20 protein-coding genes are annotated in these 24,098 nt (G+C 38.5%); 7 read left to right on the top strand and 13 right to left on the bottom strand.

Annotation, left to right across the window (positions count from 1 at the left end; translation table 11 throughout):
* A complete protein-coding gene (locus AABJ44_RS13835) occupies positions 1-3,543 on the bottom strand; it encodes an HD domain-containing phosphohydrolase (protein WP_338369628.1) in 3,543 nt (1,180 codons plus the stop codon).
* A 95-nt stretch (positions 3,544-3,638) separates the two neighbouring features.
* Between AABJ44_RS13835 and AABJ44_RS13840 the strand changes: the two genes are divergently transcribed.
* Both AABJ44_RS13840 and AABJ44_RS13845 read left to right on the top strand, forming a co-directional pair.
* Positions 3,639-5,129, top strand: a complete 1,491-nt coding sequence (locus tag AABJ44_RS13840) for a hypothetical protein (RefSeq protein ID WP_338369629.1) — start codon at positions 3,639-3,641, stop codon at positions 5,127-5,129.
* An 8-nt stretch (positions 5,130-5,137) separates the two neighbouring features.
* The gene (locus AABJ44_RS13845; protein WP_338369630.1) at positions 5,138-6,220 is read left to right on the top strand and encodes an SGNH/GDSL hydrolase family protein; all 1,083 of its coding nucleotides are present in this window, start codon (positions 5,138-5,140) and stop codon (positions 6,218-6,220) included.
* Here AABJ44_RS13845 and argA read toward each other — a convergent pair.
* From argA to AABJ44_RS13905, 12 genes are all read right to left on the bottom strand, one after another.
* Positions 6,195-7,508, bottom strand: a complete 1,314-nt coding sequence (gene argA, locus AABJ44_RS13850; protein WP_074643850.1) for an amino-acid N-acetyltransferase — start codon at positions 7,506-7,508, stop codon at positions 6,195-6,197. The two genes, AABJ44_RS13845 and argA, sit on opposite strands and share 26 nt — an antisense overlap.
* Positions 7,505-8,173, bottom strand: coding sequence for an epoxyqueuosine reductase QueH (locus AABJ44_RS13855; protein WP_338369631.1), 669 nt, complete (start codon positions 8,171-8,173; stop codon positions 7,505-7,507). Before AABJ44_RS13855 ends, argA begins: the two co-directional genes overlap by 4 nt.
* 1 nt (position 8,174) lies before the next feature.
* Positions 8,175-9,815: an alpha/beta hydrolase family protein gene (locus tag AABJ44_RS13860; RefSeq protein WP_338369632.1), complete on the bottom strand. Its 1,641-nt coding sequence runs from the start codon at positions 9,813-9,815 to the stop codon at positions 8,175-8,177.
* Positions 9,816-9,830: 15 nt separating this feature from the next.
* Positions 9,831-11,012, bottom strand: coding sequence for an FprA family A-type flavoprotein (locus AABJ44_RS13865; protein ID WP_338369633.1), 1,182 nt, complete (start codon positions 11,010-11,012; stop codon positions 9,831-9,833).
* A gap of 63 nt (positions 11,013-11,075) precedes the next feature.
* On the bottom strand, positions 11,076-13,481 hold the full coding sequence (locus AABJ44_RS13870; RefSeq protein ID WP_338369634.1) for an MMPL family transporter: 2,406 nt from the start codon (positions 13,479-13,481) through the stop codon (positions 11,076-11,078).
* A complete protein-coding gene (locus tag AABJ44_RS13875; protein WP_338369635.1) occupies positions 13,453-14,079 on the bottom strand; it encodes a LolA family protein in 627 nt (208 codons plus the stop codon). The genes AABJ44_RS13870 and AABJ44_RS13875 overlap by 29 nt, the downstream gene beginning before the upstream one ends.
* Before the next feature lie 6 nt (positions 14,080-14,085).
* Positions 14,086-15,057 (bottom strand): lysophospholipid acyltransferase family protein, encoded by a 972-nt coding sequence (locus AABJ44_RS13880; protein WP_338369636.1) that lies wholly within the window; start codon positions 15,055-15,057, stop codon positions 14,086-14,088.
* Positions 15,054-15,815, bottom strand: a complete 762-nt coding sequence (locus tag AABJ44_RS13885; RefSeq protein ID WP_338369637.1) for a glycosyltransferase family 2 protein — start codon at positions 15,813-15,815, stop codon at positions 15,054-15,056. The genes AABJ44_RS13880 and AABJ44_RS13885 overlap by 4 nt, the downstream gene beginning before the upstream one ends.
* Positions 15,815-16,192: an ApeI family dehydratase gene (locus AABJ44_RS13890; protein ID WP_338369638.1), complete on the bottom strand. Its 378-nt coding sequence runs from the start codon at positions 16,190-16,192 to the stop codon at positions 15,815-15,817. The genes AABJ44_RS13885 and AABJ44_RS13890 overlap by 1 nt, the downstream gene beginning before the upstream one ends.
* Positions 16,193-16,206: 14 nt before the next feature.
* A complete protein-coding gene (locus AABJ44_RS13895) occupies positions 16,207-18,219 on the bottom strand; it encodes an AMP-binding protein (RefSeq protein ID WP_338369639.1) in 2,013 nt (670 codons plus the stop codon).
* 15 nt (positions 18,220-18,234) lie between these two features.
* Positions 18,235-18,486, bottom strand: a complete 252-nt coding sequence (locus AABJ44_RS13900) for an acyl carrier protein (RefSeq protein ID WP_074643826.1) — start codon at positions 18,484-18,486, stop codon at positions 18,235-18,237.
* Between the two features lie 15 nt (positions 18,487-18,501).
* The gene (locus tag AABJ44_RS13905) at positions 18,502-18,759 is read right to left on the bottom strand and encodes a phosphopantetheine-binding protein (RefSeq protein WP_074643824.1); all 258 of its coding nucleotides are present in this window, start codon (positions 18,757-18,759) and stop codon (positions 18,502-18,504) included.
* A gap of 118 nt (positions 18,760-18,877) precedes the next feature.
* On the opposite strand from AABJ44_RS13905, the gene AABJ44_RS13910 reads away from it, so the two are divergent.
* The 5 genes from AABJ44_RS13910 (at position 18,878) to AABJ44_RS13930 (ending at position 24,030) form a co-directional block, all read left to right on the top strand.
* On the top strand, positions 18,878-19,540 hold the full coding sequence (locus tag AABJ44_RS13910; protein WP_338369640.1) for a beta-ketoacyl synthase chain length factor: 663 nt from the start codon (positions 18,878-18,880) through the stop codon (positions 19,538-19,540).
* A gap of 21 nt (positions 19,541-19,561) precedes the next feature.
* Entirely contained in the window at positions 19,562-20,410 is an 849-nt protein-coding gene (locus tag AABJ44_RS13915; RefSeq protein WP_074643819.1) for a lysophospholipid acyltransferase family protein, read from the top strand.
* A gap of 95 nt (positions 20,411-20,505) precedes the next feature.
* The gene (locus AABJ44_RS13920) at positions 20,506-21,006 is read left to right on the top strand and encodes an RNA polymerase sigma factor (protein WP_177177746.1); all 501 of its coding nucleotides are present in this window, start codon (positions 20,506-20,508) and stop codon (positions 21,004-21,006) included.
* Positions 20,990-21,775 carry a hypothetical protein gene (locus AABJ44_RS13925; RefSeq protein ID WP_338369641.1) on the top strand — a complete coding sequence of 262 codons (786 nt, stop codon included), beginning with the start codon at positions 20,990-20,992 and terminating at the stop codon, positions 21,773-21,775. Before AABJ44_RS13920 ends, AABJ44_RS13925 begins: the two co-directional genes overlap by 17 nt.
* A gap of 35 nt (positions 21,776-21,810) precedes the next feature.
* Positions 21,811-24,030 (top strand): caspase family protein, encoded by a 2,220-nt coding sequence (locus AABJ44_RS13930; protein WP_338369642.1) that lies wholly within the window; start codon positions 21,811-21,813, stop codon positions 24,028-24,030.
* The last annotated feature ends 68 nt before the right edge of the window (positions 24,031-24,098 follow it).

Genomic DNA, 24,098 nt, shown 5'->3' on the forward strand with positions numbered 1-24,098 from the left:
CTAATCCTCCGCCTCAACACTCAACTGATTGATTCCAGAAACGTCTATACGACCTGCAGCAATCAGTTCAAGAAGAATATCTACAAGATGAGGATCAAACTGTGTTCCTTTTCCATTTTTTAATTCTTCAATAACAAGGTCCATTGGCATTGCATTTCTGTACACACGATGCGAAGTCATTGCATCAAAAGCATCTGCAAGTCCAATAATACGGGCAGTAAGCGGAATCTCTTCTCCCTTCATACCACTGTTATAACCGGTTCCATCATATCGTTCATGATGATATTTAGCTCCGTCGGCCACATTTTTGATATGAGTAAAGTCCTTAAGAATTTCACCGCCGATATCAACATGTGTTTTCATTGTGTTATATTCATCTGCCGTTAGTTTTGCAGGCTTGTTAAGAATAGAATCCGGTACACCAATTTTTCCGATATCATGAAGCAGACCTATCTGACGGATATTTTCAAGTTCTTCTCCATCAAAACCAAGCTCTGCTGCAATAAGCATTGAATAAACAGCAACTCTAAGAGAATGTCGGCCAGTTCTCTTATCGCGGGCTTCTACTGCATTCGCAATAGAAAGAATTGTTTCATTACTCATACGGATCTGTTCACGTACATGAGCAAGTTCTTTTTCCTGCTTTTCATAACGAAGATTCTGAATAGTTGCCGTTACGTACCAGGTTAACCAGGCAATTGCCATTATCAGAACAAAGAATGCATAAAACTTAAACCACCAGTTATCATAAATATGGAAAGGTTTTTCAATTTCATAAACAATCTCCTCTACAACATTAAGGCCCTTACTGTCGAGAAGAGAAATATGGAAGTTATATTTACCTGCCGAAATGTTTGAATAAATCACACTTGCAAGTTCATTCTGCGTCATCACATTCGGCTGCTCATCTATTCCTTCCATGTAGAGGCTGATATACGGATTATTTATAGAATAATTCAGGATTTCTGGAATTACTTCTATGCTGTCACTGTCACCAGGAATTACAAACGGGATATCCTTCTGCACCATGTAGCGTTTTCCATTTACGAGAACTGATTTGAGCTGCATTCTGTAAGAGCAATCATTTTTGTCGTAGGCATCCAGATTCAGACAGCTCGCACCTGTATCACACGAAAGATAAAGATTTCCTTCGTCATCTATATAATTCCATGAGTTTGCAGTAAGTGAGCCTATAAGTCCACGCTTTAAATCCAGAAGGATATAATCAACCTTGTTTCCAGAAAGCAGAGCCTCTCTTGTTACAACAAAGATTCCTGCACTTCCGAGCACAAAAATATTTCCGTCGTCGCGGACTATCATGTCGTAGTTATTTGAATATGGGAAATTTGAAAGAACTCTGATATTAAAATCCTTATCAATATAACAAAGTCCATTACTTGTGATTGCATAAAAGGCACCGGTCTGCACTGTACCTTCATGATCATTTACGGTTCGCAGTATTACATTAGAACTAAGGCCGTCCTGACGGCGCAGCAGTTTTTCAATTTTCTGATTTTTAATAATTGCAATTCCGCCGCCATCGGTGCCGGCTATGAGAGTTCCGTCTGGGAGCTCTGAGAGTGTGAGGACTACCTGGTTTTCAAAGCCGTCTGCTTTTGTGAGACGTTTTGTTACTGTGCCGTCTTTTAAGAAAGTAATTCCTTTTTTACCGGCGGCGGCTATTGTACCGTCGGAGAGTTCCAGGAGAACTCGGAACTGCTGCGCTGTATCGGTTTCATAAGCTTCGATTCTGCCGTTCTTATCTAAACAGTATAGTCCTTTAGTGTAAGTACAAACCCACATGCGATCCTTACTGTCCTGCATCAGACAACGTATGCGCAGTCCTTCCATCATTTTTGTAAGCTGATTTTCACACGGCTTTCCTTCTTCTGCATCAATCATAGAAAGCCCATCATCTGTTCCAAAATAAATCTTACCATTAAACTTTGTAACTGAATTGACTACTGCCTCATCAAAACCTGCTGAAAGATAGATTTCTGCAAAGGCTGTTTCACACATTTTAAGAAGTCCAAGACGCGAAGAAGAAAACCACAGGTTGCCTTGATAATCTTCAATCATATTATCAATTGAATTATTGAAGATTCCGGTTTCTACCATATGAAAACTGTTATCTTTTTTGTAATCAATATAACCTACACCAGCATCTGAACATAGGAACAGAACATTCTCTTTAAAGACCAGAGAATTGATATGATTCATTGAACCACAGTTAATGCGTTCAAGCAGTTTTAGACTGTCCTTATGAACAGCACCGGTTATAGACTCTTCAAGCTCAAACACAAAAAGCTGATTTCCTTCTGTGGCTGTATAAAGTCTGCCGTCCTCCGCAAAAGCCGCCGAAATAAATTTCTCATTAACCGCAGCGGTCATCATCACCTTCATATCCTGAAGTACGAAAAGCTTACCGCCAGCAGTGACTGCCGCTACATGCCCGCGCCCGTCCGCAGTTACACGAAGAGCCGAGTGGACCTCAGGTACAATTGACTTAATACGAATACCGTCATTTATCTCTACAACCGCAAGCTCTGCCGAAGTTCCGACATAATACATTCCATCCGCAGCTGATGTAATGCAGCGAACAGAATCTGCAGGAAGTCCGTTTTTTTCAGTAAGCACGTTTGTAATTTCTTCATTGATGATAATTGAAAGTCCGTTATCATTTGTACCGACAAACATTCTTCCCTCATCATCAACAAAAAGACAGCGGACTGTTTTTATTGAATCATACTCATTCATAAGACGGAACTCTTTTCCGTTATGACGGTAAAGTCCGGCATAAGTTCCTATCCACAAAATTCCATCTGAAGTACTGGCAATATCATTTGCTTCTCCACCGGGAAGTCCGTTTGTGTTGTTGTAAACCGTCCGGATATAGGAGTCAAACTTTTTCGAAGAAGCATAAGAACGGAACGGTACAAACACTCCCAATAAAAACACAAATAACAGAGCGGCCAGAGGCTTTACTGGTTTATCCACTTTTACTTTTAAATATCTGTAGATTTTTATTCCAAAATAAAGCGCGCCAAGAGTGATAACCTTATCAACAAAATCAACATAAAATTCACCCAGTACAATCTGAATTGGCCGTGCAACGCCCCAATGCTGAAGCATGGCAATTATTCCATCGCCCCAGTAATTACCTGTCATTCCATCATAAAAAATTACATTCAAAATACAGGAAATAACAACGCAGACTCCGGTTACCATTACGCTGAGTGACATTGTTCTAAAAAGATTTTTCATCCAGCCATACTTAGCAAAATAACCTACAACAAGAGCGATACAAATGCTGGTAATAGAATAAGCATAGGAAACAGGATTTATAAAACCATAAAGAATATTTCCTGCGGCTCCTACAATTGCTCCACAGAACGGACCGAGTACATAAGCCATAAGAAAGGTACCAAAGGCATCGAGCCATAACGGGAGCTGAATTTTTTCAGCAATCACCTTTCCGATAAAATTTAACAGTATGCAAAAGATTGTTAGTATGATTATCTGAGAATTTCTATACTTTTTCATTCACGGTCCCTAAATTTTGATTATATAACAGTTTTTTTGAATTCTCAAAATATTTCCCTATGTTTTTCACTTGCATTACGTGTATAATAGAAAACATGAACAAGGTTTTATTAACTCCGGCAACCTGTGCCCTCGACATGGGAGACGGCAGCGAACGCGGTCTTTATGTAAATCAGGATTATATTCTTCAGAAGCTCAAAAAGGTTCATCGTGGAATCAGTTTAATGTATACCTATTATCCAAATGATAAGGAATGGCCTACACGTGCCTGTGAAATTGATACTGGTCGTGAATCTACCGGTGCATGGGATTCTCCATATGAAAACTATTTCCCGTATCGAGGTGGACGCGAAGGCTTAAGAGATAACGAGCCTTTTAATTTTATGAAAGAAATCCGCCGTCATGGAATGGATGTTGTTTTAACACTTACTATTGATCCCCACATAAAAGAAGAAGATATCATTCCAATTGCTAAGGATCTCCGCCCTTATGGCCGCGTGCTCTTACGCGTTAATCATGAATGTACTGGTGACTGGTTCTGCTATACAAAACGGGCAACTTACCAGGAAATTGCAGACTTTTTTGTAATGACCTGCAAGGTAATGCATAAATATGCTCCAAACGTAAAGATGATTTTGTGTGCCGGAATGTATATGTCTGACGGAAAACTTGAAATGGAAGACATTTTCCTTGAAGCTCATAAGGCTGCAGATATCTGGTCTGGCGACAATTACCTTTCTCTTCACTGGGGCTGGCCAAATGATATTGTAAGTAAAGATACAATAAATTATGCCCGCTACAGCGTAAAAGAAGTATATGAAAAGTGTAAGCTCACTTACAAGCGTCTCAAAAAAATCACAGGACAGGATAAGCCTATGGTTCTTTCTGAGCTTAATGCTGATGGCGATGTTGCAGGTCCATTTGCTCAGTCAAATATGATGAAAGAATTTATGGAACTGCTACAGGCAGATAAAGAAAAATGGCTGAGTGCCTTTACTTTCTATCAGTTCCGTGATGACGGCCGACTTGGTCTTGAAATTACCGATCCGAATAACAGCGAAATTGGAATTGAACAGCCGATTATGGCAATGTATCGAGAACAGCTGCACAGACCTTTCTTTAGTCAGAAGATTAAAAAAAGCGAAGATACCGGAGAGTTCCCTGTAAAGCTCCGCTGGGGTGGCGCAGAAGATGCAGAAGGAATTGAAGTTCCTGTTAAACTTTCAAAAACTCCTGTTCAGTTTGAACTTCATTTTAATGACAAGCTGATTCCTCTCAACATGATGATTGAATTTAACGGCTGGTGGTTCTACAAAGCTCCAGGTACAAAATATGTTGATTTAATGCCTTACTTCTTTGAAAGCAAGAATGCAGTTAAAAAGCCGGGCACTTTCAAACTGCACTATTTCCTGCCTCCTGCAGACGGAATGAACTGTCCTCAAAAAGGCTGCAAACCTGCAGGCGACCCATATGAAGTAAAGGACGGTGACTGGCTGTACAATTACTATGCTGAATTACCAGAACTTCCTGAAATCTCGCTTCTGGAAAAAGCCGTGTGCATTAAGACTACTAAGTGTATTAAATAGAGGACCCTATGAAACTTTCTTTTGACAATCTTATCTGGAGCGGTCGCTATCTCGACAACGAAGGTATCCGTTATTTTGATTATTCTGCCAGTGGCTTTTGCTTTGTGATGAAAGGTAAAAATGCACAGGCAACATTTGTAAGCGATCCGGATGGTTGGTCAGAAGAAAATAAGGCTGTACTAGGTGTTTTTATAACTGAAGGAACTGATACAAGTATTGGCGCAATTCCTGAGGAACCTGATTTCCGTTTAACCTTACGCGAGGCTGAGACTCGCTGCACACTGTTTGAATCTGATGTAGAGAAGACTGTAACCGTTCGTGTTATGAAATTCAGTGAAGCAGCTTTCGGGTATGCAGGGCTGAAGAATATTGAGATTGACGGAAAATTGCAGACTTCTACACTGATTTCAACCGAACAGCCATTAAAGCTTGAGTTCATCGGCGACAGCATTACCTGTGGTTATGGCGTTGAAGGAATCTGGGAAAAAGATACCTTTACAACACAACAGGAACGCCCGGACAAAGCTTATGCTTTTCTTACAGCTAAAGCACTTGGTGCAGAGATTCAACTCTGCAGCTGGAGTGGAATCGGACTCACCTCAAATTATGTAGATCCAGAAACTGTAAACCTTCCTGAAACTCAATGGCTGATGCAGGCTACCTGGCCGTACACAGACAAGTCGCTTTCACTCAGACTGGAACTTGAACCAGAAGTGTGGAAACCTGAAGGCCGCTTTGAACCGGACATTGTTGTAATCAACTTGGGAACAAATGATATAAGCTGGGTGCGCGGAATTGAAGACCGTCGTCTTAATTATGTAGCACAGCTTCGCCATCTTATGGAAGCTGTTCATCGCCGCAGCCCGCGTGCAAAAATTGTATGCTGTCTTGGAATAATGGGAGAAGCCCTAAATGCCTCTGTAGCAGAAGCAGTTGCTCTTTTCAAAAAAGATTTTCCAAAGGTAACGGCTGAGTTCCTGTCTTTTACTGAACAAAAAACAGAAGACGGAATTGGCGCCGACTGGCATCCGTCTCCTGTAACTCATAAAAAAGCAGCAGAACTGCTTACCGCTTTAATCGGTAAACTTTAGAATTTCGCTGAGGAGTCCAGAGCTTCTGTCTCTCCTCTGGCAGTGAATCAATAGTATCTTCTACAAAACCAAGCTGTTCAAACCAGTCTGCTGTTTGAGTTGTCATGATAAAGATTGATGTTGAATCAGCCTGTGTTGCCTGTTCAATCAGATTGTCCATAAGCTTTGGACCAATTCCCATATGAGCATAATTTTCATCAACAGCAACAGCGGCAATTTCTGCCTGTCCATCCTGATAAAAATGAAGTGCTGCACAGGCATGCACACCGCCATCTAATTCAAAAACAATATAATCTGCCAGATCTGCAGAAAGCTGAGCTTCTGTTCTTGGCAGGAGTTTTCCGGCATCCATAAACGGCCGCATGATAGAAAGTACAGAAGGAATATCTGTCTGAACCATAGGACGAACCTTTCCATAGCCGCCGGTATAAATCATTGTACCGGAACCAAGTCCACTGAAGATTTCACATGGAAGAACTCCGTCCTTATTTCCATTCAGAATATGTACACGAGTTACACCTGCACGGCAAGCTTCCTGAGAAGCTTTCATAAGATTTCTGATTTCTCCACTTATTGAAGGGTTCGCATCAAGAAATCTGTCTACTTCTTCCAAATCCATTGCAGGTATATTTCCAGTTTCTGAAAGTGCCAGACCTTCTGGAATTGCATAATTCTGAGCTTTAATTTCCTCATTGAACATCATAAAGAAAAGCTTATCTGCCTTGAGGTTCATTGCAACCTGCTTTGCAAGCAGCATTGAAGAAATATTATAAGGATGCCCTGCAGCATTCCAGCCGATACATGGGAAAATCGGAATAAAACCGTCATTCAAAACAGTGCAGATTGCATCTGTTTCGAGTTTATCAATTTCTCCGGCAGTTCCATAATCAAAACCGTTGAGCACACCTTTTCCACGTGCGCGTACCCAGTTTCCGATTACGGCTGTAATATTATTTGCAGCAAGACTTGTCATTACTGTATTTGAAACATCAAAGGCTGCCATTTTAATCAAAGGCATTGCATCTGGAGTTGTAACGCGCATATTCTCGTTATAAGTCCATTTGATTTTTGCATTGTCCAGAACTTCATCAATACGACGTCGTGCTCCAGGAATCAGAACAACCTTTAAACCGGCCTGATGGAGCATAGCTATATCTCTTATATGAGAAGAAAAAAGTGGTGAACTGATTGTTTTATCATCAAGATAAATAACCAGAAGTGCATTCTTAAATTTCTGAAGATAGCGGATTACGTCGCGTACATTTTCTGCAGTTTTTGATGTTGTCATGATTCTATTATAACAGAATTCTTATTGTTTTTGGAATAAACACAGCCACAATAATCCTGGCGGTACATTCCATATTCTTCGCTGATTTCAAGGCTTCTCTTAAAGCCGCCTTTTTTCTTGAAATCTGATGGAAGCCAGTGCGGTCCGCCTTCCTTTTCCAGTTGCTCACCAATCACATTTAATTTTTCTGCATCCTTAAACGGACTGATTGAAAGGGTTGTACAGAAATAGTCGAAGTTGCCGGCGCAGGCATATTCATAGGCTCGACGCAGACGGAACTCGTAGCAGCGGCGGCAGCGTTCTCCTTTTTCAGGTTCTTTTGCGAGTTCAGGATTTTCCTGGGTTCCTACTGCTTCATAAAATTCCTCTGGATCATAGTTCTGTTCAACAACTTTCACCTTCCCTTCCAGAGCCGGCGGAAAACTTTCATAGAGTTTCTTGAGCTCTGAAAAACGGCGTTCATATTCTTCCTGAGGATATATATTCGGATTATAATACAACACTGTTATATCAAAATACTTATATAAATACTCAAGGACATATGAGGAACAAGGACCACAGCAGGCATGAAGCAGCAAAGATGGCTTTGATAAACTATCGCCAGTTACCAAATCCATCTTTTCAAGAATCTTATCCAGCTGTTTCTGATAATTTACCTTCTGCATATTACTGTCTGGTAAACTGGCTCATGAACTGCCATGCGTGTTCACAGGTATGTTCGCGACAGTCATGTCCCTGTCCGCTGATACTTGCAAACACACTGAGAATACGGCCATCTGTACTACGGAACTTCTGCATTGTGAGGGTAGCATCCCGACTTTCGTCATAAGACTGTTCTACCTCATCACCATTGATTCCCCAGATTTTGTTTTCCCAGGTATCTTTATTTTCCAGTGTTACTTCCTGCTCATAACGTTCAGCAAGCTCTGCATTATTTAACAGTAAAACATATGCCATTCTGTCCAGACATTTCTGTTCCTGGAACGGAAGTTCTGGAAGAGGAGTTACTTCACCACCGGCATAAAAAACCGGAACTGGAACTGTTGTATTTATTCCTTTTTCAACTTTGTTTCCGTAAACGTTACAGCCAACATCAAAAGTTGCATCCATTGGAGCTGCTGCAGCAAGTACTTCCGGATATTCCTGAATCATATCCCAGGTTTTGCAGCCACCCATTGAGAAGCCTGTTGCATAAATACGAGTTGTATCAATGCTGTATTTTTTCTTTAAGATTTCCAGCAGTTCAATCATTTCTGTCGCTGTACTGTTGAGATGATTTTCAATTGTAACCAGAAGGAAATTATGACGATGAGCAATCTTTGCCCAACCTGCCATTGTAGAAAAGAAGAAACAGCTGTCCCCACCACCATGGAAGCCAAGCACAAGAGGAACGGGCTTTGCATCAGGGCTATCAAAAAGTCCCTTGTTGTAAAAAGCAAAGTATCCGATTTTATGATTTTTTGTTCCCTTGTCATCTCCACAGTTATCCGATGAAGTTTTTACTTCTGCAATTCCAGGTTCAATTACAAGTCCATCTTTTTCAAGATCCGGGTCAATCTGAAGCGGTCCATTCATTCGGCGGAACTGTTTAGCAAAACTGTAATAATCGGAAATAAATTCTTCTGGTGAAGGCTCACGAGCACGTTTGATAAAATGTTTACAGCGTGATTCGAACAGAGCATTTGCATCATCGCTGTTTCCATAAGAAATGACCGGAATATCATCTGCTCCAACTTCAGGAGCTACTGTAAGTCCATTTAAAATACAGGTTGCAGGAGCGAGGTCTGAGCGGCCCCAAAGTCCATCACCTTCAAAATGATGAAGACAGTTTTCTGCAATGTAATCGGCACCTTCTCCATAACCAATCAGAACTGCACGGAAAATTGCACCACGAATATAATAACCGTCTATTGAATGACGGAAGAAATTATTAGCAATTACAACTCCATCTTTATGATACTGATGAATGCGTGAGTTAGAAATGATTTCAGAAAGAATATCTGGCTCAGCATTTTTCCATTCGCAGATTTTTCCATCTGCAACAGGTGAAATAAATACGACACTTGAATCAAAAGCAGCGGCGAGCTTTTCAAGGCCTTTAGCACGCGCGAACGAAATTGCTTCGTTCTGCTGGAGAGGCTTATCCGCGAACACAAGAAGATATGGTGCTATAAAACCGTAATTCAAAATATCGCCCGGCAGTTCAGTTTTAGGAACATAAACCTGTGCTTCAAATTTTTCGTATGTGTTTTTCCAGAAGACTCCGTTTTCTGTTTTTGTTACTTCCGGCATTGTTTCCATTTTCATTTTTTTACACCACTTTTATTTCAACATTTCATCTGCAAGCTTTTCGAGCTCGGCTTCATTTTCTTCTGTCATTGTGATTTTGATTGTTACTTTATTTTCTGCAAAAGTAATATCCTTACTTCCTTCAAACATTGCAACAATTCCCTTTGCAGCAGAAGGTACCCATGAACCATTTTCTATCAGTCCGATTTTCCTATTCTGATAATTACGCTCTGTAAGATATTCAATAAATTCCCGCATCTTTGGGAATACGCCGCCACAATAAGTTGTTGTAGCAAGAATCATTTTTCCATAGCGGAAGGCATCTTCTACGCATTCATAAATATCTTCACGGGCAAGGTCATTCAAGGCAACCTTAGGACAGCCCTTTGCCTTAAGAATTTCTGCAATCTTCTCTGCAGCTTTTTTTGTACTTCCATAAACTGAAGTATAATTTACCACAATACCTTCGCTTTCTACACCATAGCTCGACCAGGTATTATAAGTATCAAGATAATACTTGATGTTGTCACTTAGAACAGGGCCATGAAGTGAACAGATTGTTTTAATCTCTAATCCTTCTGCCTTCTTCAAAACTGCCTGAACCTGTGGACCGAACTTTCCGACAATTCCAAAATAATAGCGGCGTGCTTCACAAGCCCAGCCTTCAGGATCATCGTAATCATTTGCACCAAACTTTCCAAAAGCATCTGCAGCAAACAAAACCTTTTCTTTTACATCATAAGTCATGATTACTTCAGGCCAGTGAACATTTGGAGCTGCAATAAACTTCAAAGTATGATCTCCAGCAGCTGCACCAAGTTCAAGTTCTGTACCCTCGCCTGCAACTATCTGACGATCTGCGAAATCGGTTCCAAACATGCTTTTCATCATGTTAAAAGACATCTTAGAACCAACTATTTTTGCTTCAGGATATTTATCTGTAAAGGCTTTTATATTTGCCGAATGGTCCATTTCCATGTGCTGAACAACAAGATAATCAGGCTTGCGTCCACCAGCGGCTTCAAGCACATCGGCAATATTCGAGAGCCACTCTTCACCAAAGTGGGCATCAACCGAATCCATTACGGCAATCTTGTCATCTAAAATTACATAGGAATTGTAGGCCATTCCATTTGGAACTTCGAACTGGCCTTCAAACAAATCTATTTCATGGTCATCGACACCGACATATTTAATTGAATCACAAATTTTCATTTTTTGCCTCTTTTCTGTTTTTTATAAAGTATATCATAACAAACAGAAAAGGGCATTCAATTTTTATTCCTGTCGGCCGTAAAAGAACGAACTGATATAGGCTGTGGCAAGCCCTATAAAAATAGAAAGTCCGATTAGATGAACAGGCTTAAAGGAACTCAGGGCAAGAGCACCAAAAGATATGATAGTTGTAACAAAAGAAACCATTGTTGCAAAAGGTTCGAGAATAGAATTAGATTTCTTTTCGTTTTCCATCATATAAATGATATAGTCCAGTCCAAGTCCAAATACAAGAATCAAACCTGTTACTGAGAAAAATTCCATGTTGATATTAAATGCTGCAAAACAGGCTACCACCACAAGAATAATCAGGAATGGAACGGAAATAATCTTAAAGGCCTGTTTCCAGGAATAGAAGAAACGCAGCATTATAAACATAAGTATGTATGCTGCAATAAAGAACTTAAGAATCATTACCGTAAGGCTGTCGAGGTCAGCACTGATATCCTGTGACTTACTTATAAAATAAACATTATCATCTGCATCAGCCAGAGAACGATATGCAGCGTAATCAGTTACTTTAGTCGGTAATAGTACTGTAAAATATTTTCCATCGACATTTCCAAGCCAGGCAGAAGAAATAGCCGATTCAACAAATGCAGGAACATTTCCGTTTTCAAAAGATACATAACTATTCTTTGTTAATTCATAATCGGCTGCCAGAGACATATAAGCATCAAAGTTTTCAACCTCATCAAAGCCAAGTGCCTGAAGATGTTCCGGTGCGGACTTCATGAGCTTCTTATAAGCCTCACGGGATTTTTTCTGTGTCTCTTTTGATGGAATAAAACTCGAAGTACTTATATATCCAACGCTTCCATCTGTAAGTGTTTCAAATTCCTTTCGCAGCTTTTCTTCATTTTTCAGGGCTTCATCTTCTGTTTCACCGCTGACAATATACCAGCCGCCTGGAGTATACTGAATTACCTGAGAGGCTGTTATCTCATCCTGTAAAAGACGTCCCTTCATATCATAAAGAGTAAGCAGATTGTTTTTGATTTTTACGTTTTTATGGAAAACTGCTATCGAAAGAATTGATAAAACAAATAGTGAAATTATAACTGTTCGTCCTACCCATTTACGCTCAAGGTTTGAAGCAAGTTTTGCAAAGCCGTTTGTAAAACGTACATTGCCCCGCTGTTCCGGAAGTTTGATATAAGGATATACTGCAACTGTTGTAAGGAACGAACTTATAAGACCAGCAAGACAGAAGAATGACATCTGCTTCAAAATCATAAATGGAGCAAACAGTAATATAGTAAAACAGATTCCTGTAGAAATTATTGCCATGAGTAAGCCGGAAAAAATATGATTTCGAATTTCTATACTGGATTTTAATTCCTTATTTGCTGACCAGTGTGTAAAGAAATGAAGACTATAATCTATACACGAACCAATCAATGATGTTCCAAATACAAGGGTAATAACGTGCATTCTATGGAAAACTGCAAGTGTCGCAAGTACTGCAATTCCAAGGGAAACCAAAATTGAACCAACAGAAAAAATCAGTGGTCGCACAGAACGGAAAATAAAAATCAAAAGGACTATTACTACAAGCATTGAAACTGTAGCAATAATTGCAATCTCCCTGCTTGCTGAATTAGAACTTTCATGACTGTGAAAAGGAGTTCCCGAATATACAAAGTTTGTTCCACTTTCAGCATTTCCAGCTTTTTCACAAACTCTATAGATTTCCGTAATCGCATTATCCTTAGAGGCAAGCTTAGAACCCCTGCGGCTCAGCACACCCCTAATCATAACATACCACCTGCCATCGAAGCTCGAAGCAAGCACACCATCCTTTACACTCATGGCAGTTCCGGAGTTCTGAAGAGCATTCAGATAATTCTGTAAATTGTATTCAGTCAGCAAAAATGGATCAGAATCAAGATTATCCAGCGGCAGCATTGTAAAACCACCATAAGCCTTAGATAAAGCTTCGATGGCAAAATCCTGAGCTCCCTCATCACTTGCAAGAATTGAATCGGCTGTTTTCTCATCAATCAGGAAACTACGATACTGATATAAAAAGTCCGTAATCTCGCCCATTGCACTTACATCGTTATAAAGAGAAATGCTTTCAAAATTCTTGCTGTCCTTTAGCTGTGAATAAACAGTTTCTGCGACCTTCTTTGCTTCTGAAAAATCTTCATTTGCAACAAGCACAAAAATATTCTGTGAAGTTACAGACATCATTTTATCATCTGCTTTTTTTACAGAAGCCATTGAAATGTTTTTTGGAACAAGATTAAAGAGGTCTGAATCTATACCAATTCGACCACGAAATACGATAAGTGATACAAGAAAAAAAACAACGATGAGAGCGTGATAAAAAATCCAGCCACCCAAAAGTTTTTTCTGTGAAATATTCTGAAAATAATTATTCAATAACAAAGATCTGTTTTTCATCTTCAGAAAGCTCCTTTGGATATTTCTGATTTGTAAACTCATAACTGATTGTATTACCAGAAGCTTCTGACATCACAAGCGAATCCAGAACTGCAAATTCTGAATAAGTTCCAGACAATACAAGTGTTTTCATGACAGACGCAATAGTAGAATCTTTTGGTTCAAGACTGATTGTCCATTTACCGCTTTGATCTATTTCAAAATCACAATTAAAATTCTTTTTAAGCTCAGTTACATTTCCAGATAAAACTGAAGTTAGAGTTCCAGAAATATTTTTGAAAATCTGATTATCTTTTCCACTTAAAACAGTTTTCTTTCCATTTGCTGCTGTTTGCACAACGGCTGTGTTTGTAAGTATCAGAGAAGAAAAAACTGGTTTTTCTGTACTCCATAAAATTCCATCAGGGCTGATAATAAATTTACCGGTAGACTTTAACTTACGACCGTTCGTTTGTATTGTTTTAATCTGTGTAAAATCTCCAGTTGTATTCGGATGAGAAGCAAGGCTTTCACAAACTGAATCAAGAGAGTGAATATTCTGAGCGAAAAGAACTGTGGTAATAAAAATCAAACTTAATAAACAAAGGGTTTTCTTCATAACACATTAACTCCAGAAGTTAAAAAAATTATACCACTGATAAGGATACAAAACACAGAACTTTTCCAGTTTTTCTACAAACTCCCCGCAGCATTTTTCAATAAAAGCTCCACGTTCTGAACGACTGCAATAAGCAAAATCAACTTTGGATTTTTCAATATAGATATTATATTTAGGATTAAAAATTGAAAGCTTTTCACGCATTCCAAACATAAAATACACAGGAAGTTTTACAAGTGCTGGAATTAAGAAAACTCCGTATGGGAATTTTGCCTCACGTCCAAGGAAGCTTTTTGTAATTACCTTATCCCGATTATGAATACTTGTTCTGTCACCTGCAGCAACAATCAGAGCTCCTTTTTCAACCTGTTCCTGAATCAGAATCATAGACTCCGGCCCAAAAGTTGAGGCATCAATTACATTTGTAGAATACTCAGGATTTATTTCTTTAAGGGTCTGCGTAAAGTTCTCACTCATCTGCATGTCCATGATGATGACAACCGGAACTTTTCTTCCACAGAGCTTTGTTACATAATCCTGCATACTTCTCATAAGCTCCATATTCCCGGAATGTGAAGCCATAAGAATTGCGCTTTCACCCTTTTTCAAATGCTCAACGAGATCTTTTATATCATCATCCTGCATAGAAATACGGTCAAAACTCACTTTACCAAGCCAGCCTTCCATTTTCTCAATAAGACAAAGTGCAAAACTCAAAATCTGCTTGAACGCGCTGATTCTGTGAGGAACTTTTCCATTTGTAAATTCCCTGAGTTGTTTCTGATATGCGCGCGCAAATTTTCTTGCATGAGAAGCGAATATTAAATAGAAAAAAGCTATAGGATAGCAAATTGTATGTACAAGTGCAGATGGCAGACTCTTCAGAAGGAATAAAATAATTTTCAAAGGCTTATTTGTTTTTATGGCCTCTTTTTCTTCTGACCAGTGAGTCTTGTCATCAAAAGATGAATCTTTCATCCAAAAATCTTCCTCTTCAATAAAATAGGAATTCGTAAAACCATTCCAATACAAAGTCGTGCATAAGTAAATGAGATGTGAAGAGTATCTCTTACTGCACGGAAATTAGAAACTCCGCCTTCTGGATAATGGACTTTTACTGCTTCTGAAATAACAGGAACATTGAGCCATAATAAATGAACCAGAATATCGATATCATAGCCCATATGAGTATCAATGATTGAGTGACGACGTAAAACTTTACAGTATGGTGCAACAGGATAGATTCTAAAACCAATCAAAGCATCGCGTACCTGATCTGAAGTTGTAAATGAAACTATATGAATCCAGGCATTAGAAATCTTTCTTGCAACTACACGATGATGCGGTGCCGATTCATCATAAACCGGATAACCGCAGATAATTGCCTTTGGATTCTGTTTTGAAAGCTCAAGAAACTGAGGAATTCTTCCTGCATCATGCTGCCCGTCTGAATCAATCTGAAGAATGTGTGTGAGCCCCATTTCTTCTGCTTTACGCACACCAGTCTTCATTGCTTCACCCTTACCCTTATTTTTTGGGTGCACAAGCAAAGTTATGAGAGAATAGCGTTCTGCAATATCATTTATAAAAGCCTTGTTCTTTTCATCATTTCCATCATCTACAACAATGATTGGATAATTATACTGAACCAGATTTTTAACAACTGATTCAAGAACAGCACCATGATTATAAACAGGAATTACAAAACCAAATTTCTGTTCTGTTTGATCTGACATTATGCAGAAATCTCCGAAAGCGCAGCAAAAGATCCTGAGGAATAAACCTTTCCTTCAACATTTGCATCTGCCATATTGAAAGTTACTGTTCCTTTGTCCTTTTTATAAGTCAGTTCAAGGTGGATCTTTGTATCAGGTTTAATAGGCGCAGAAAATTTCATTCTTTTGATATTTGGAACATATCTCTGTGTGCCAAAATATTTTCTTGAAAAACGTGTGATTACTTCAAACTGTGCAACTGCAGGCAGAAGTTTGTACTGTGGAAAGTGTCCATCAAAAAAATCACTTGAAGCTGGAATTACAAATTCCAGTGCTACTGAGTTTTCTTCTTTTGAAACTACAACTTCATCTTTAATATCATGATCGTTAAAATTCATACTTTACCTCTTATTTACTCAAACAATGCCATTACTTCCAGTTTGTGAATTTTTCCCTGAACATCTGACGGCAGCTTTTCTACAAAACGCCATTTTTTAGGAATTACTACGTTCTCAAAATATTTCATCAAAAAGTCATGGAACCAGCGGTTCATTTCAAACTTTTCGCTATGTGCAAATTTTTCGCGTCCCTGTGCATTCAGAACAACAGCAGCTGCGAGATACTGACGTACCTCGTTACTCAAAGCCACAACCTTTACTTCGCTAACAAAACCTGTTTCAAGAAGACGATTTTCAACTTCGGTCATAGAAATACGTTTCTCTTCGATTTTTACAATGGAATCTGCGCGCCCCTTAAGAAGGAAACGGCCGTCATCATAAAGTTCAACAAGGTCTGCAGTAGCAACCCCTGACGGATCTTTGATAAATGGCGATTTTACATTCAAGCAGCCGTCTTCTCCAACCCAAAGCTTAACACAGTCATAAGGTGTCCATACAAGACCGTCTCTGCTCTGCTGGCGGTATGCAATTCCGGATGTTTCTGTAGAACCATAACCTTCCATAGGACAGAAGCCAAAAAGTTTTTCTGTACTAACGGCAAGCTCTTCAGAAACTGCTCCACCACTTACAGAAATAAATACATCCTTCATATCAAGTTTATCTAAAACTTCTACAGTACGCTTAAGGAAGGCCGGTGTAGAAACCAGAACGTAAGAAGTATCTGTAAGCTTTTCAAATTCAGAAGGAAACTCTATGCGCTTGCGGCGGAAAGGAAGCCCAAGTGTAAAAGGAAGACAAATACACCAGTAAAATCCATACACGTGATGCTGACTTACAGTTGTAATCTGCTTACGCTTAAAGTATTCTTCGCCCCAAAGTGAAATTACAACACTATTGTCAGTTTCAATTTCTTTCATTGTATGACGAACAGCCTTAGGCTTTCCTGTACTTCCGGAAGTATAAAGATAGATTTCTGTTTCTTCATCATTAATTTCTGGAGTTGTACGAATATCTGTTTCAGAAGGCATTGTGGCTTTTTCAATCAAATCTGGAATGAAAAAGCTTGTATCATCAAGCGGAACATTCTGATCTGTAATAAAAGAAACTCCAGGCGTCTTCACTTCTGCCATAAAGCTTTCTGTAATATTCTGAGTTATATAAACTGTTTTTTTGCACTGCAGAATTGCAACGAATGTACAAAGGAAATACCAGTAATCTTCACAATGAAGAATATATTCTTTTGCTGAATGCGAATCAAAAAAAGCTCTCATTTTCGCAGTATCAGTTAGAAAATCTTTCCAGGTTTTATAATCCTTTTTTGACCATACATCATCATAACAAACAATGTAATCATCTTTTCTGGAATCTGCCTTAAATTTTGTGATAGGGAATAACTTCATCATTTTCTTATCCACCAGTTTTCTGATAATAAATTCTATTGTAAACAGCATTCCCATAAGAACATAGGAAATACCACCATTATATATTGCCCAGACCTTTCGAGCCGTTTCAGGTGAAAGACCGAATATCTTTTCTGAGAAGGTTGTAAGCGTTGCTGCCGTTCCATTCAAAATAAAGAAACAACACCAGACTATTGTAACCTTCTCGCAGTACTTATATACCTTATGTTCAAAAGAAGAGCCCTTTATGGATTTGTCTGACAAAGTTGCAAAGCGAAAAATAATGTTTGGCGGCATAAAGAGTGTGCTTCCAAAAACAAAAAGCATTGTCGCACTAATTACAACGGAATAGATTTTAAGAAAAAACTCTTTTCCCGTTATAAAACAAAAAAGACCGGCAGAAAGAAAAAGCACTGAACTAAGAAAAGGTTTCCAGTCCAAAGATGTTTTTTCATTTGCATCGGTCTTTTTGCTCCCTGTAGCACTCAAGAAGAATGCAGCCGCCAGCGCAATAATGCTCAAAGAAAGAATCTTTGTATCCACCTTGAAAATTACAAGCATTGTAAAAACAAGAATTGGATAAACGGCAGCAATCACATAAAAAAGTGCCTTAAGGAATTTTTTCATCAGTCTTCAACAACCTTATGCCATATATGGTACAAGAGCGTCTACAACATCCTGAACAGTCTTTACTGTCTTAAAAATAGATGGGTCAACATTTCCCTTATCTGCAGGCATGAATTCCTTCATCTTAACGATAAGGTCGATTGAGTCGATTGAATCCAGATCCAAATCATCTCCGAGAAGAGCATCAGGAGTTACATCTCCTTCATCAAGTTCAAATTCTGAAACAAGGATTCCCTTAAGTTTTTCAAAGATTTCGTCTTTAGACATAATAAAACCCCTAAATTATTTTTTTTGCGCTGAAATATATTCAGCCAGCGCATTTACTGAAGCAAAGTATTTTTTGTTATCATCACCATCTGATGAATATTTCAATCCAAATTTCTTTTTAAGCGCAACACCAAGTTCAAGTGCATCAATTGAATCAAGTCCCAAACCTTCTTCAAAAAGTGGTTCAGAATCAACAATATCATCAGGGGTTATATCTTCCAACTGAAGAGCAGAAATGATCGTTTCTTTGATTTCTGTTTTAAGTTCTTCCATAATCCATAACCTCTAAAATACAGCCAATTTTTTGGATTATAGACTATCAGTTAAAAAAATACAAGATATCGCCAAAATGTGCTTTTTTACATTAAAATAATAGTATAAAATGGGCTTTATGCGAAATATTTATTTATCAGACATTACAATGTGGGCTCCTGGACTTGGCTCTGATCCTGAATTATGGAAAAACTGGGCAGAAAATAAAGAATCCATTGCTCTTTCAAACGAAAGCCCAAAACTTGAATATACAAATCCTCTGTTTCGAAGAAGACTTTCGCAGATTACTAAAATGACTGTTGAAGTTGTTCATGCGTTGCTGGAAAAAAGTCATATCAATAAAGACACTAAGCTTGAATTCATTTCTTTACGCGGTGAAATTGCAAGAACATTTTCTGTAACAAAAGGAATTATTGAAGACGGAATTATTCTGCCGGCTGGCTTTTCTCTTTCTGTATTCAATACTCCAATTTCTTCTGCTACCCTTGCCTTTGGTTTGAAAGGCGGATATTCTGTTTTGTATCCTTCTAAGAATGATTTTTCTGAATCCTTTAAGGCTGCAGTTGCTCCTATACTTGCAGGAACAGAAAAGGAAGTTATTCTTGTTTACGCAGATGAATTTGTACCAGAGGCTTACGGAGATAAAAGACCTGCCGAAAATATACCGGTAGCATTTTCTTGTGTTATAAGTGTTGAAAAGAAGGATGAGTGTATTGTATTTGAAGACTTTTCAAATGTTGGAAAATCTCCAGTTGAATTTCTGAGGTTTCTTTTAAAGTAGTATTATGTTAGGATAAGATTTATGAGCAAGCAGAAAGTGAGCTATAAAAGCAAACAACCAAAAATTAAGAATATTTTTAAATATATTTATTTTTGTGTTTCAAAAATTGTTGCTATTCTCTGTTTCGGCCTTGGCGCTGTTATTTTAGCCATTTTTGTATTCCCATTTATAAGAATTTTCACTCTTCACAAAAAAGATTTTGGTATTATTGCCCGCGCATATGTTTCTCATACATTCAGGGTATTTCTTAGAAATCTTGATGTCTGTAAAACTTCTCATCTTAAGGTTGAAGACAGACAGGCCTTCCGTGATATCCACAGCAAAATTATTGTAGCAAATCATCCTTCACTTCTTGATTTTGTTTACATTATGTCGCTTGTACCTAATTCTACATGTATTGTTCGTGGCAGTCTTACTCATACTCCACTTCGCGGCGTTATTAAGCAGGCTTATATTACCAACACAACTGATTTTGATGATGTACTTGTTGAATGTAAAAAGCTCACTGATAAGGGCTGTAATGTAATTATTTTCCCGGAAGGAACCCGAAGCCCTCGAATTGGTCAAAATAATTATAAAAAAGGTGCTGCCCGAATTGCACTTTACTGCGGTTGTGATGTTCAGCCTATGTTTATTGGCGGAAGCGATAAATACGGTCTTGGTAAACATGACCCGCTATGGTCTTACAATCACGTGGAAACTTATCTGTATGATATAAAGATGCTGCCGGTAATTCCTATCAGCAAGTTTAAAGATCTTTCTGAGCCGATTGCCGCAAAACATCTTACAGAAGAGATGGAGAAAGTTATACGCAGTGCAGGCGATGAATATGCAAAAACATACACTGGTCTTACACTGAATAATTATTAAGAAATTGCCGGGTCTGGCCCGGCAATCTTTTTTTAAATTATGTAACACTTTTTCACTTCTCGAGTGTTAAACTTAATGACAGGACAATTTGTACAATGAAAACTTTGTCAATGGATGACTTTGAAAATCTTTACCGCCAGTACGGCCCTATGGTTCTCAGACGCTGCCGCTTCATTCTTAAGAATGAGGAAAAGGCTCTTGATGCCATGCAGGATGTATTTGTTCGCCTTATTGAAAGAAAGGAGAAAATCAGCAATGTCTGCTCCAGCCTTCTTTACACTATGGCCACAAATATCTGTCTTAATAAAATAAGATCAGACAAACTGCGAAATGGTCCGGAATTTGATGTAATTGCAGAAATAGTTGAAGATAGTGCAAGCGCAGAAGGAACAGAAAAAATCGAAACTTCTATTCTTCTTGATTGTATCTTTTCTGAACGTGACAACAAGGACAGACAGATTGCAATTTTACATTATGTAGACGGCTATACTCTTGAAGAAACATCCCAGAAAATGAAAATGTCTGTTTCCGGAATCAGAAAACGTCTGGAAAAACTTAAAGAATATGCAGGAGGAAGATATGGCAATTCCAACTAGAATTTTAGAGGAAATCAAAAACTCTGAAGTCGATGCTAAAAGCTTCTACTCAACTTACGGAAAAGAAAATATCGAAGCCGCTATTAACGACCTCAAAAAATCTGATGAAGAGATACTAAATACCTATTCTGTACAGGCTATGAAGGCTGCAGTTGCCGGTAAACTCAATGAGGGAAAGATAAATAATTCAAACAGTACAATTCTAAAATTCCCTGCTTATAAAATTGTAAGCTATGCCGCTGCTGCCGTACTGCTTGCTGCAATTCTTATTCCTGCCGGACTTAAGAATTCAAGAATCCCTGCAGGTCAAACCCCAACAGAACGTGTAAAGGGAAATGCTGCAGCTCATTCAGTAACTGAGCCACAGATTAAACTTTACCGCCAGAAAGGACTTGAAATTCAGGCTTTGAATGATGGTGATTTTGCACGCTCTGGAGATGTAATTCAGATTACTTATAATGCTGGCTCTGATGAATATGGAGTTATCTTTAGTGTTGATGGCAACGGTAATATTACACGCCATTTCCCTGAAAATACCTGGCAGGCAGCTCATCTGGAACGCCGCGCCGATGAAACTCCACTCGATTTCTCATACGAGCTGGATAACGCACCGGACTTTGAATGCTTCATCATGGTAACTTCAAAGAAACAGTTCTCACTTGATGGCATTGAAAATCAGATTAAAAACAAAACTGATATAGATTATCTTACAAAACTTTCTTATCTGCCTAAAAAAACAGAAGGCATAACCTTTACTCTGGAAAAGTAAAGCAGTTTCACGAATAGTTGAAAAGGAAGGAAAAGATGAAAAAACTTATTTTAATGACTATTGCGCTGCTTTCCCTTACTCAGGCCTTTGCAGCAGCAACAGAAGAAAATACAAGCGGAGTAGACAGATATGCTGTTTACATCGGTTCAAATAAGGGTGGAAAAGGCCGTGAGCAGCTTTTATATGCAGGAAGCGATGCTCAGAATTTCCAGAAAGCAATGGCTGAAATCGGTGGTGTAAGTGATGCAAACAGCTATATTCTTATTGACCCGACTAAAGAAGCTATTGATGATACATTAAACAAAATATCTCTTAAAATCACAAACAGTCAGAGTCATGCTAAACGTTCTGAATTTATCTTCTATTATTCAGGACATTCTGATGAAAACGCTCTTTTGCTTGGTGATATTCCTTATGATTATTCAGCATTAAAAGCTGCAATTACTGAGGTTCCAAGTGATATTCACGTTGTAATTCTTGATTCCTGCTACTCTGGAAACTTCATCCGTACAAAGGGTGGTCAGAAGCGTAAACCATTTTTGATTGATGATTCTTCTGTAGTAACCGGACATGCATATCTTTCATCAAGTTCTACTAATGAATATTCTCAGGAATCAGATGAAATTGAATCCTCTTACTTCACAAATGCAATGATTACAGGTCTTCGTGGAGCTGCAGATGCTTCTGGTGATAACAAGGTAACTTTGAATGAACTGTATTCTTATGCCTTCAACGATACTCTTTCAAAAACAGAATCAAGTAAGGCAGGACCTCAGCATCCAAATTACAACATCACTCTTGTAGGTTCAGGAGACCTGATTCTTTCTGATATCTCAAGTGGTGAAGCAATGCTTTCTCTTTCAAAGGATGCAAAGGGTAAGTTCATCATCCGTAATGCAGAAGGTAAACTGATTTCAGAAATCAATAAGGTTGCCGGTCAGCCAATTTTTATGGCTCTTCCAGCTGCTCAGTATTCTGCGATTATTATTGATGAATACTCAACAAAACAGGGTTACTTCATTCTTGAAAAAGATCAGATTTATGTGCTTGATCAGAATTCTCTTACAAGCATTAAGAGAAAATCTAATCGTGTGCGCGGAAATACATCAGACGACGCAGATGATGACATTCTTCCAATTGATGATCTTGATGAACGAAAACCAGCCAGAAGAGGCTCAAGACGCCGTTATGATACAGAAGAAGAAATTTCTGTAATCTCTATAGAACCTTCTGAATCTTCTGAAGAAAAATCAGAAAGCAAAAAAGAAGATCAGTTTATTTCCTTCTTTGAAACCTTTAATTCCCGCAATATGACTTATTTCCATATGTCTGCAGTACCAGGAATTTCAATTACAGGTGGAGAAAAAGAGTATTCCCTCTTCTCTATGGGTCTTATTGGTGCTCTTGATACAAATGTCTGTGCCTTACAATGGTCAAATATTATGAGTATCACAACTCATAATATGATTGGTGGGCAGATGTCCGGTATTTTTAATACTGCAGGCCAGGTATATGGTGTTCAGGCAGCTGGACTTTTCAATACTTCTGGAAATGTAAACGGAGGCCAGTTCTCAGGTCTTTTCAATGTTGGTAAAAAGGTGAACGGTATTCAAACTGCGGGCCTTTTCAATGTTGCAAATGAGATAAATGGTGTACAGACTGCCGGATTATTCAACTATGCAAAAGAAGTTTCTGGTGTTCAGATTGGTTTAATCAACTATGCTGAAAAAAGCAACGGTATTGCAATCGGTTTAATCAATATCATTAAAGACGGTATGCATCATGTTGGTTTCAACTGGGATTCAAACGGTATGTTTGATGTATTCCTCCAGAGCGGAACAAAGAATCTGTTTATCACTTTCGGTGCTGCAATGGACAGACGGGATATATTCGAAAAGTATAATGAAAATCGTACTGTGATTCTTTACAGTGGTCTTGGTACAGAATTGAGATTTGGCTTCTCTAGTCTTGATTTTGAAGTTCTTTTCAAGAGCGTTTACAATCAGGATTATATGCCTACTACATATCAGGAATTCAAAGAGTTCAATTTTGCGTCTATCATGATTCCTTCGTTCAGATTTACATTTAATATTCTGAGCATGAACCATCTTGATCTTGGACTGGGCTTAAGCCTTGATATTCAGAACAAAGGAACTAACGACAGAGCCTTTGATTATACTTACCACCGATGGGGTTCAGATAATAATGAAACAAATCTTTACCCGGCTGTATTCCTCGGCTTTAAGATTAAATAAGGTTAGAATCAAAAACCTTCAAAAAGATTATCGGACTTGACCCGATAATCTTTTTTTTTTAGAATTCT

It is taken from the genome of Treponema bryantii (assembly GCF_036492245.1).
Classification (GTDB): Bacteria; Spirochaetota; Spirochaetia; order Treponematales; family Treponemataceae; genus Treponema_D; species Treponema_D bryantii_C.

Bases quoted from the DNA above. Each gene is read 5' to 3' on its own strand.
- AABJ44_RS13920 (WP_177177746.1), top strand. From the start codon at position 20,506: ATGAAAACTTTGTCAATGGATGACTTTGAAAATCTTTACCGCCAGTAC.
- AABJ44_RS13910 (WP_338369640.1), top strand. From the start codon at position 18,878: ATGCGAAATATTTATTTATCAGACATTACAATGTGGGCTCCTGGACTT.
- AABJ44_RS13840 (WP_338369629.1), top strand. From the start codon at position 3,639: ATGAACAAGGTTTTATTAACTCCGGCAACCTGTGCCCTCGACATGGGA.
- AABJ44_RS13885 (WP_338369637.1), bottom strand. From the start codon at position 15,815: ATGTCAGATCAAACAGAACAGAAATTTGGTTTTGTAATTCCTGTTTAT.
- AABJ44_RS13875 (WP_338369635.1), bottom strand. From the start codon at position 14,079: ATGAAGAAAACCCTTTGTTTATTAAGTTTGATTTTTATTACCACAGTT.
- AABJ44_RS13930 (WP_338369642.1), top strand. From the start codon at position 21,811: ATGAAAAAACTTATTTTAATGACTATTGCGCTGCTTTCCCTTACTCAG.
- argA (WP_074643850.1), bottom strand. From the start codon at position 7,508: ATGACAACATCAAAAACTGCAGAAAATGTACGCGACGTAATCCGCTAT.
- AABJ44_RS13925 (WP_338369641.1), top strand. From the start codon at position 20,990: ATGGCAATTCCAACTAGAATTTTAGAGGAAATCAAAAACTCTGAAGTC.
- AABJ44_RS13880 (WP_338369636.1), bottom strand. From the start codon at position 15,057: ATGAAAGATTCATCTTTTGATGACAAGACTCACTGGTCAGAAGAAAAA.
- AABJ44_RS13845 (WP_338369630.1), top strand. From the start codon at position 5,138: ATGAAACTTTCTTTTGACAATCTTATCTGGAGCGGTCGCTATCTCGAC.
- AABJ44_RS13835 (WP_338369628.1), bottom strand. From the start codon at position 3,543: ATGAAAAAGTATAGAAATTCTCAGATAATCATACTAACAATCTTTTGC.
- AABJ44_RS13900 (WP_074643826.1), bottom strand. From the start codon at position 18,486: ATGTCTAAAGACGAAATCTTTGAAAAACTTAAGGGAATCCTTGTTTCA.
- AABJ44_RS13860 (WP_338369632.1), bottom strand. From the start codon at position 9,815: ATGAAAATGGAAACAATGCCGGAAGTAACAAAAACAGAAAACGGAGTC.
- AABJ44_RS13855 (WP_338369631.1), bottom strand. From the start codon at position 8,173: ATGCAGAAGGTAAATTATCAGAAACAGCTGGATAAGATTCTTGAAAAG.
- AABJ44_RS13915 (WP_074643819.1), top strand. From the start codon at position 19,562: ATGAGCAAGCAGAAAGTGAGCTATAAAAGCAAACAACCAAAAATTAAG.
- AABJ44_RS13905 (WP_074643824.1), bottom strand. From the start codon at position 18,759: ATGGAAGAACTTAAAACAGAAATCAAAGAAACGATCATTTCTGCTCTT.
- AABJ44_RS13890 (WP_338369638.1), bottom strand. From the start codon at position 16,192: ATGAATTTTAACGATCATGATATTAAAGATGAAGTTGTAGTTTCAAAA.
- AABJ44_RS13895 (WP_338369639.1), bottom strand. From the start codon at position 18,219: ATGAAAAAATTCCTTAAGGCACTTTTTTATGTGATTGCTGCCGTTTAT.
- AABJ44_RS13865 (WP_338369633.1), bottom strand. From the start codon at position 11,012: ATGAAAATTTGTGATTCAATTAAATATGTCGGTGTCGATGACCATGAA.
- AABJ44_RS13870 (WP_338369634.1), bottom strand. From the start codon at position 13,481: ATGAAAAACAGATCTTTGTTATTGAATAATTATTTTCAGAATATTTCA.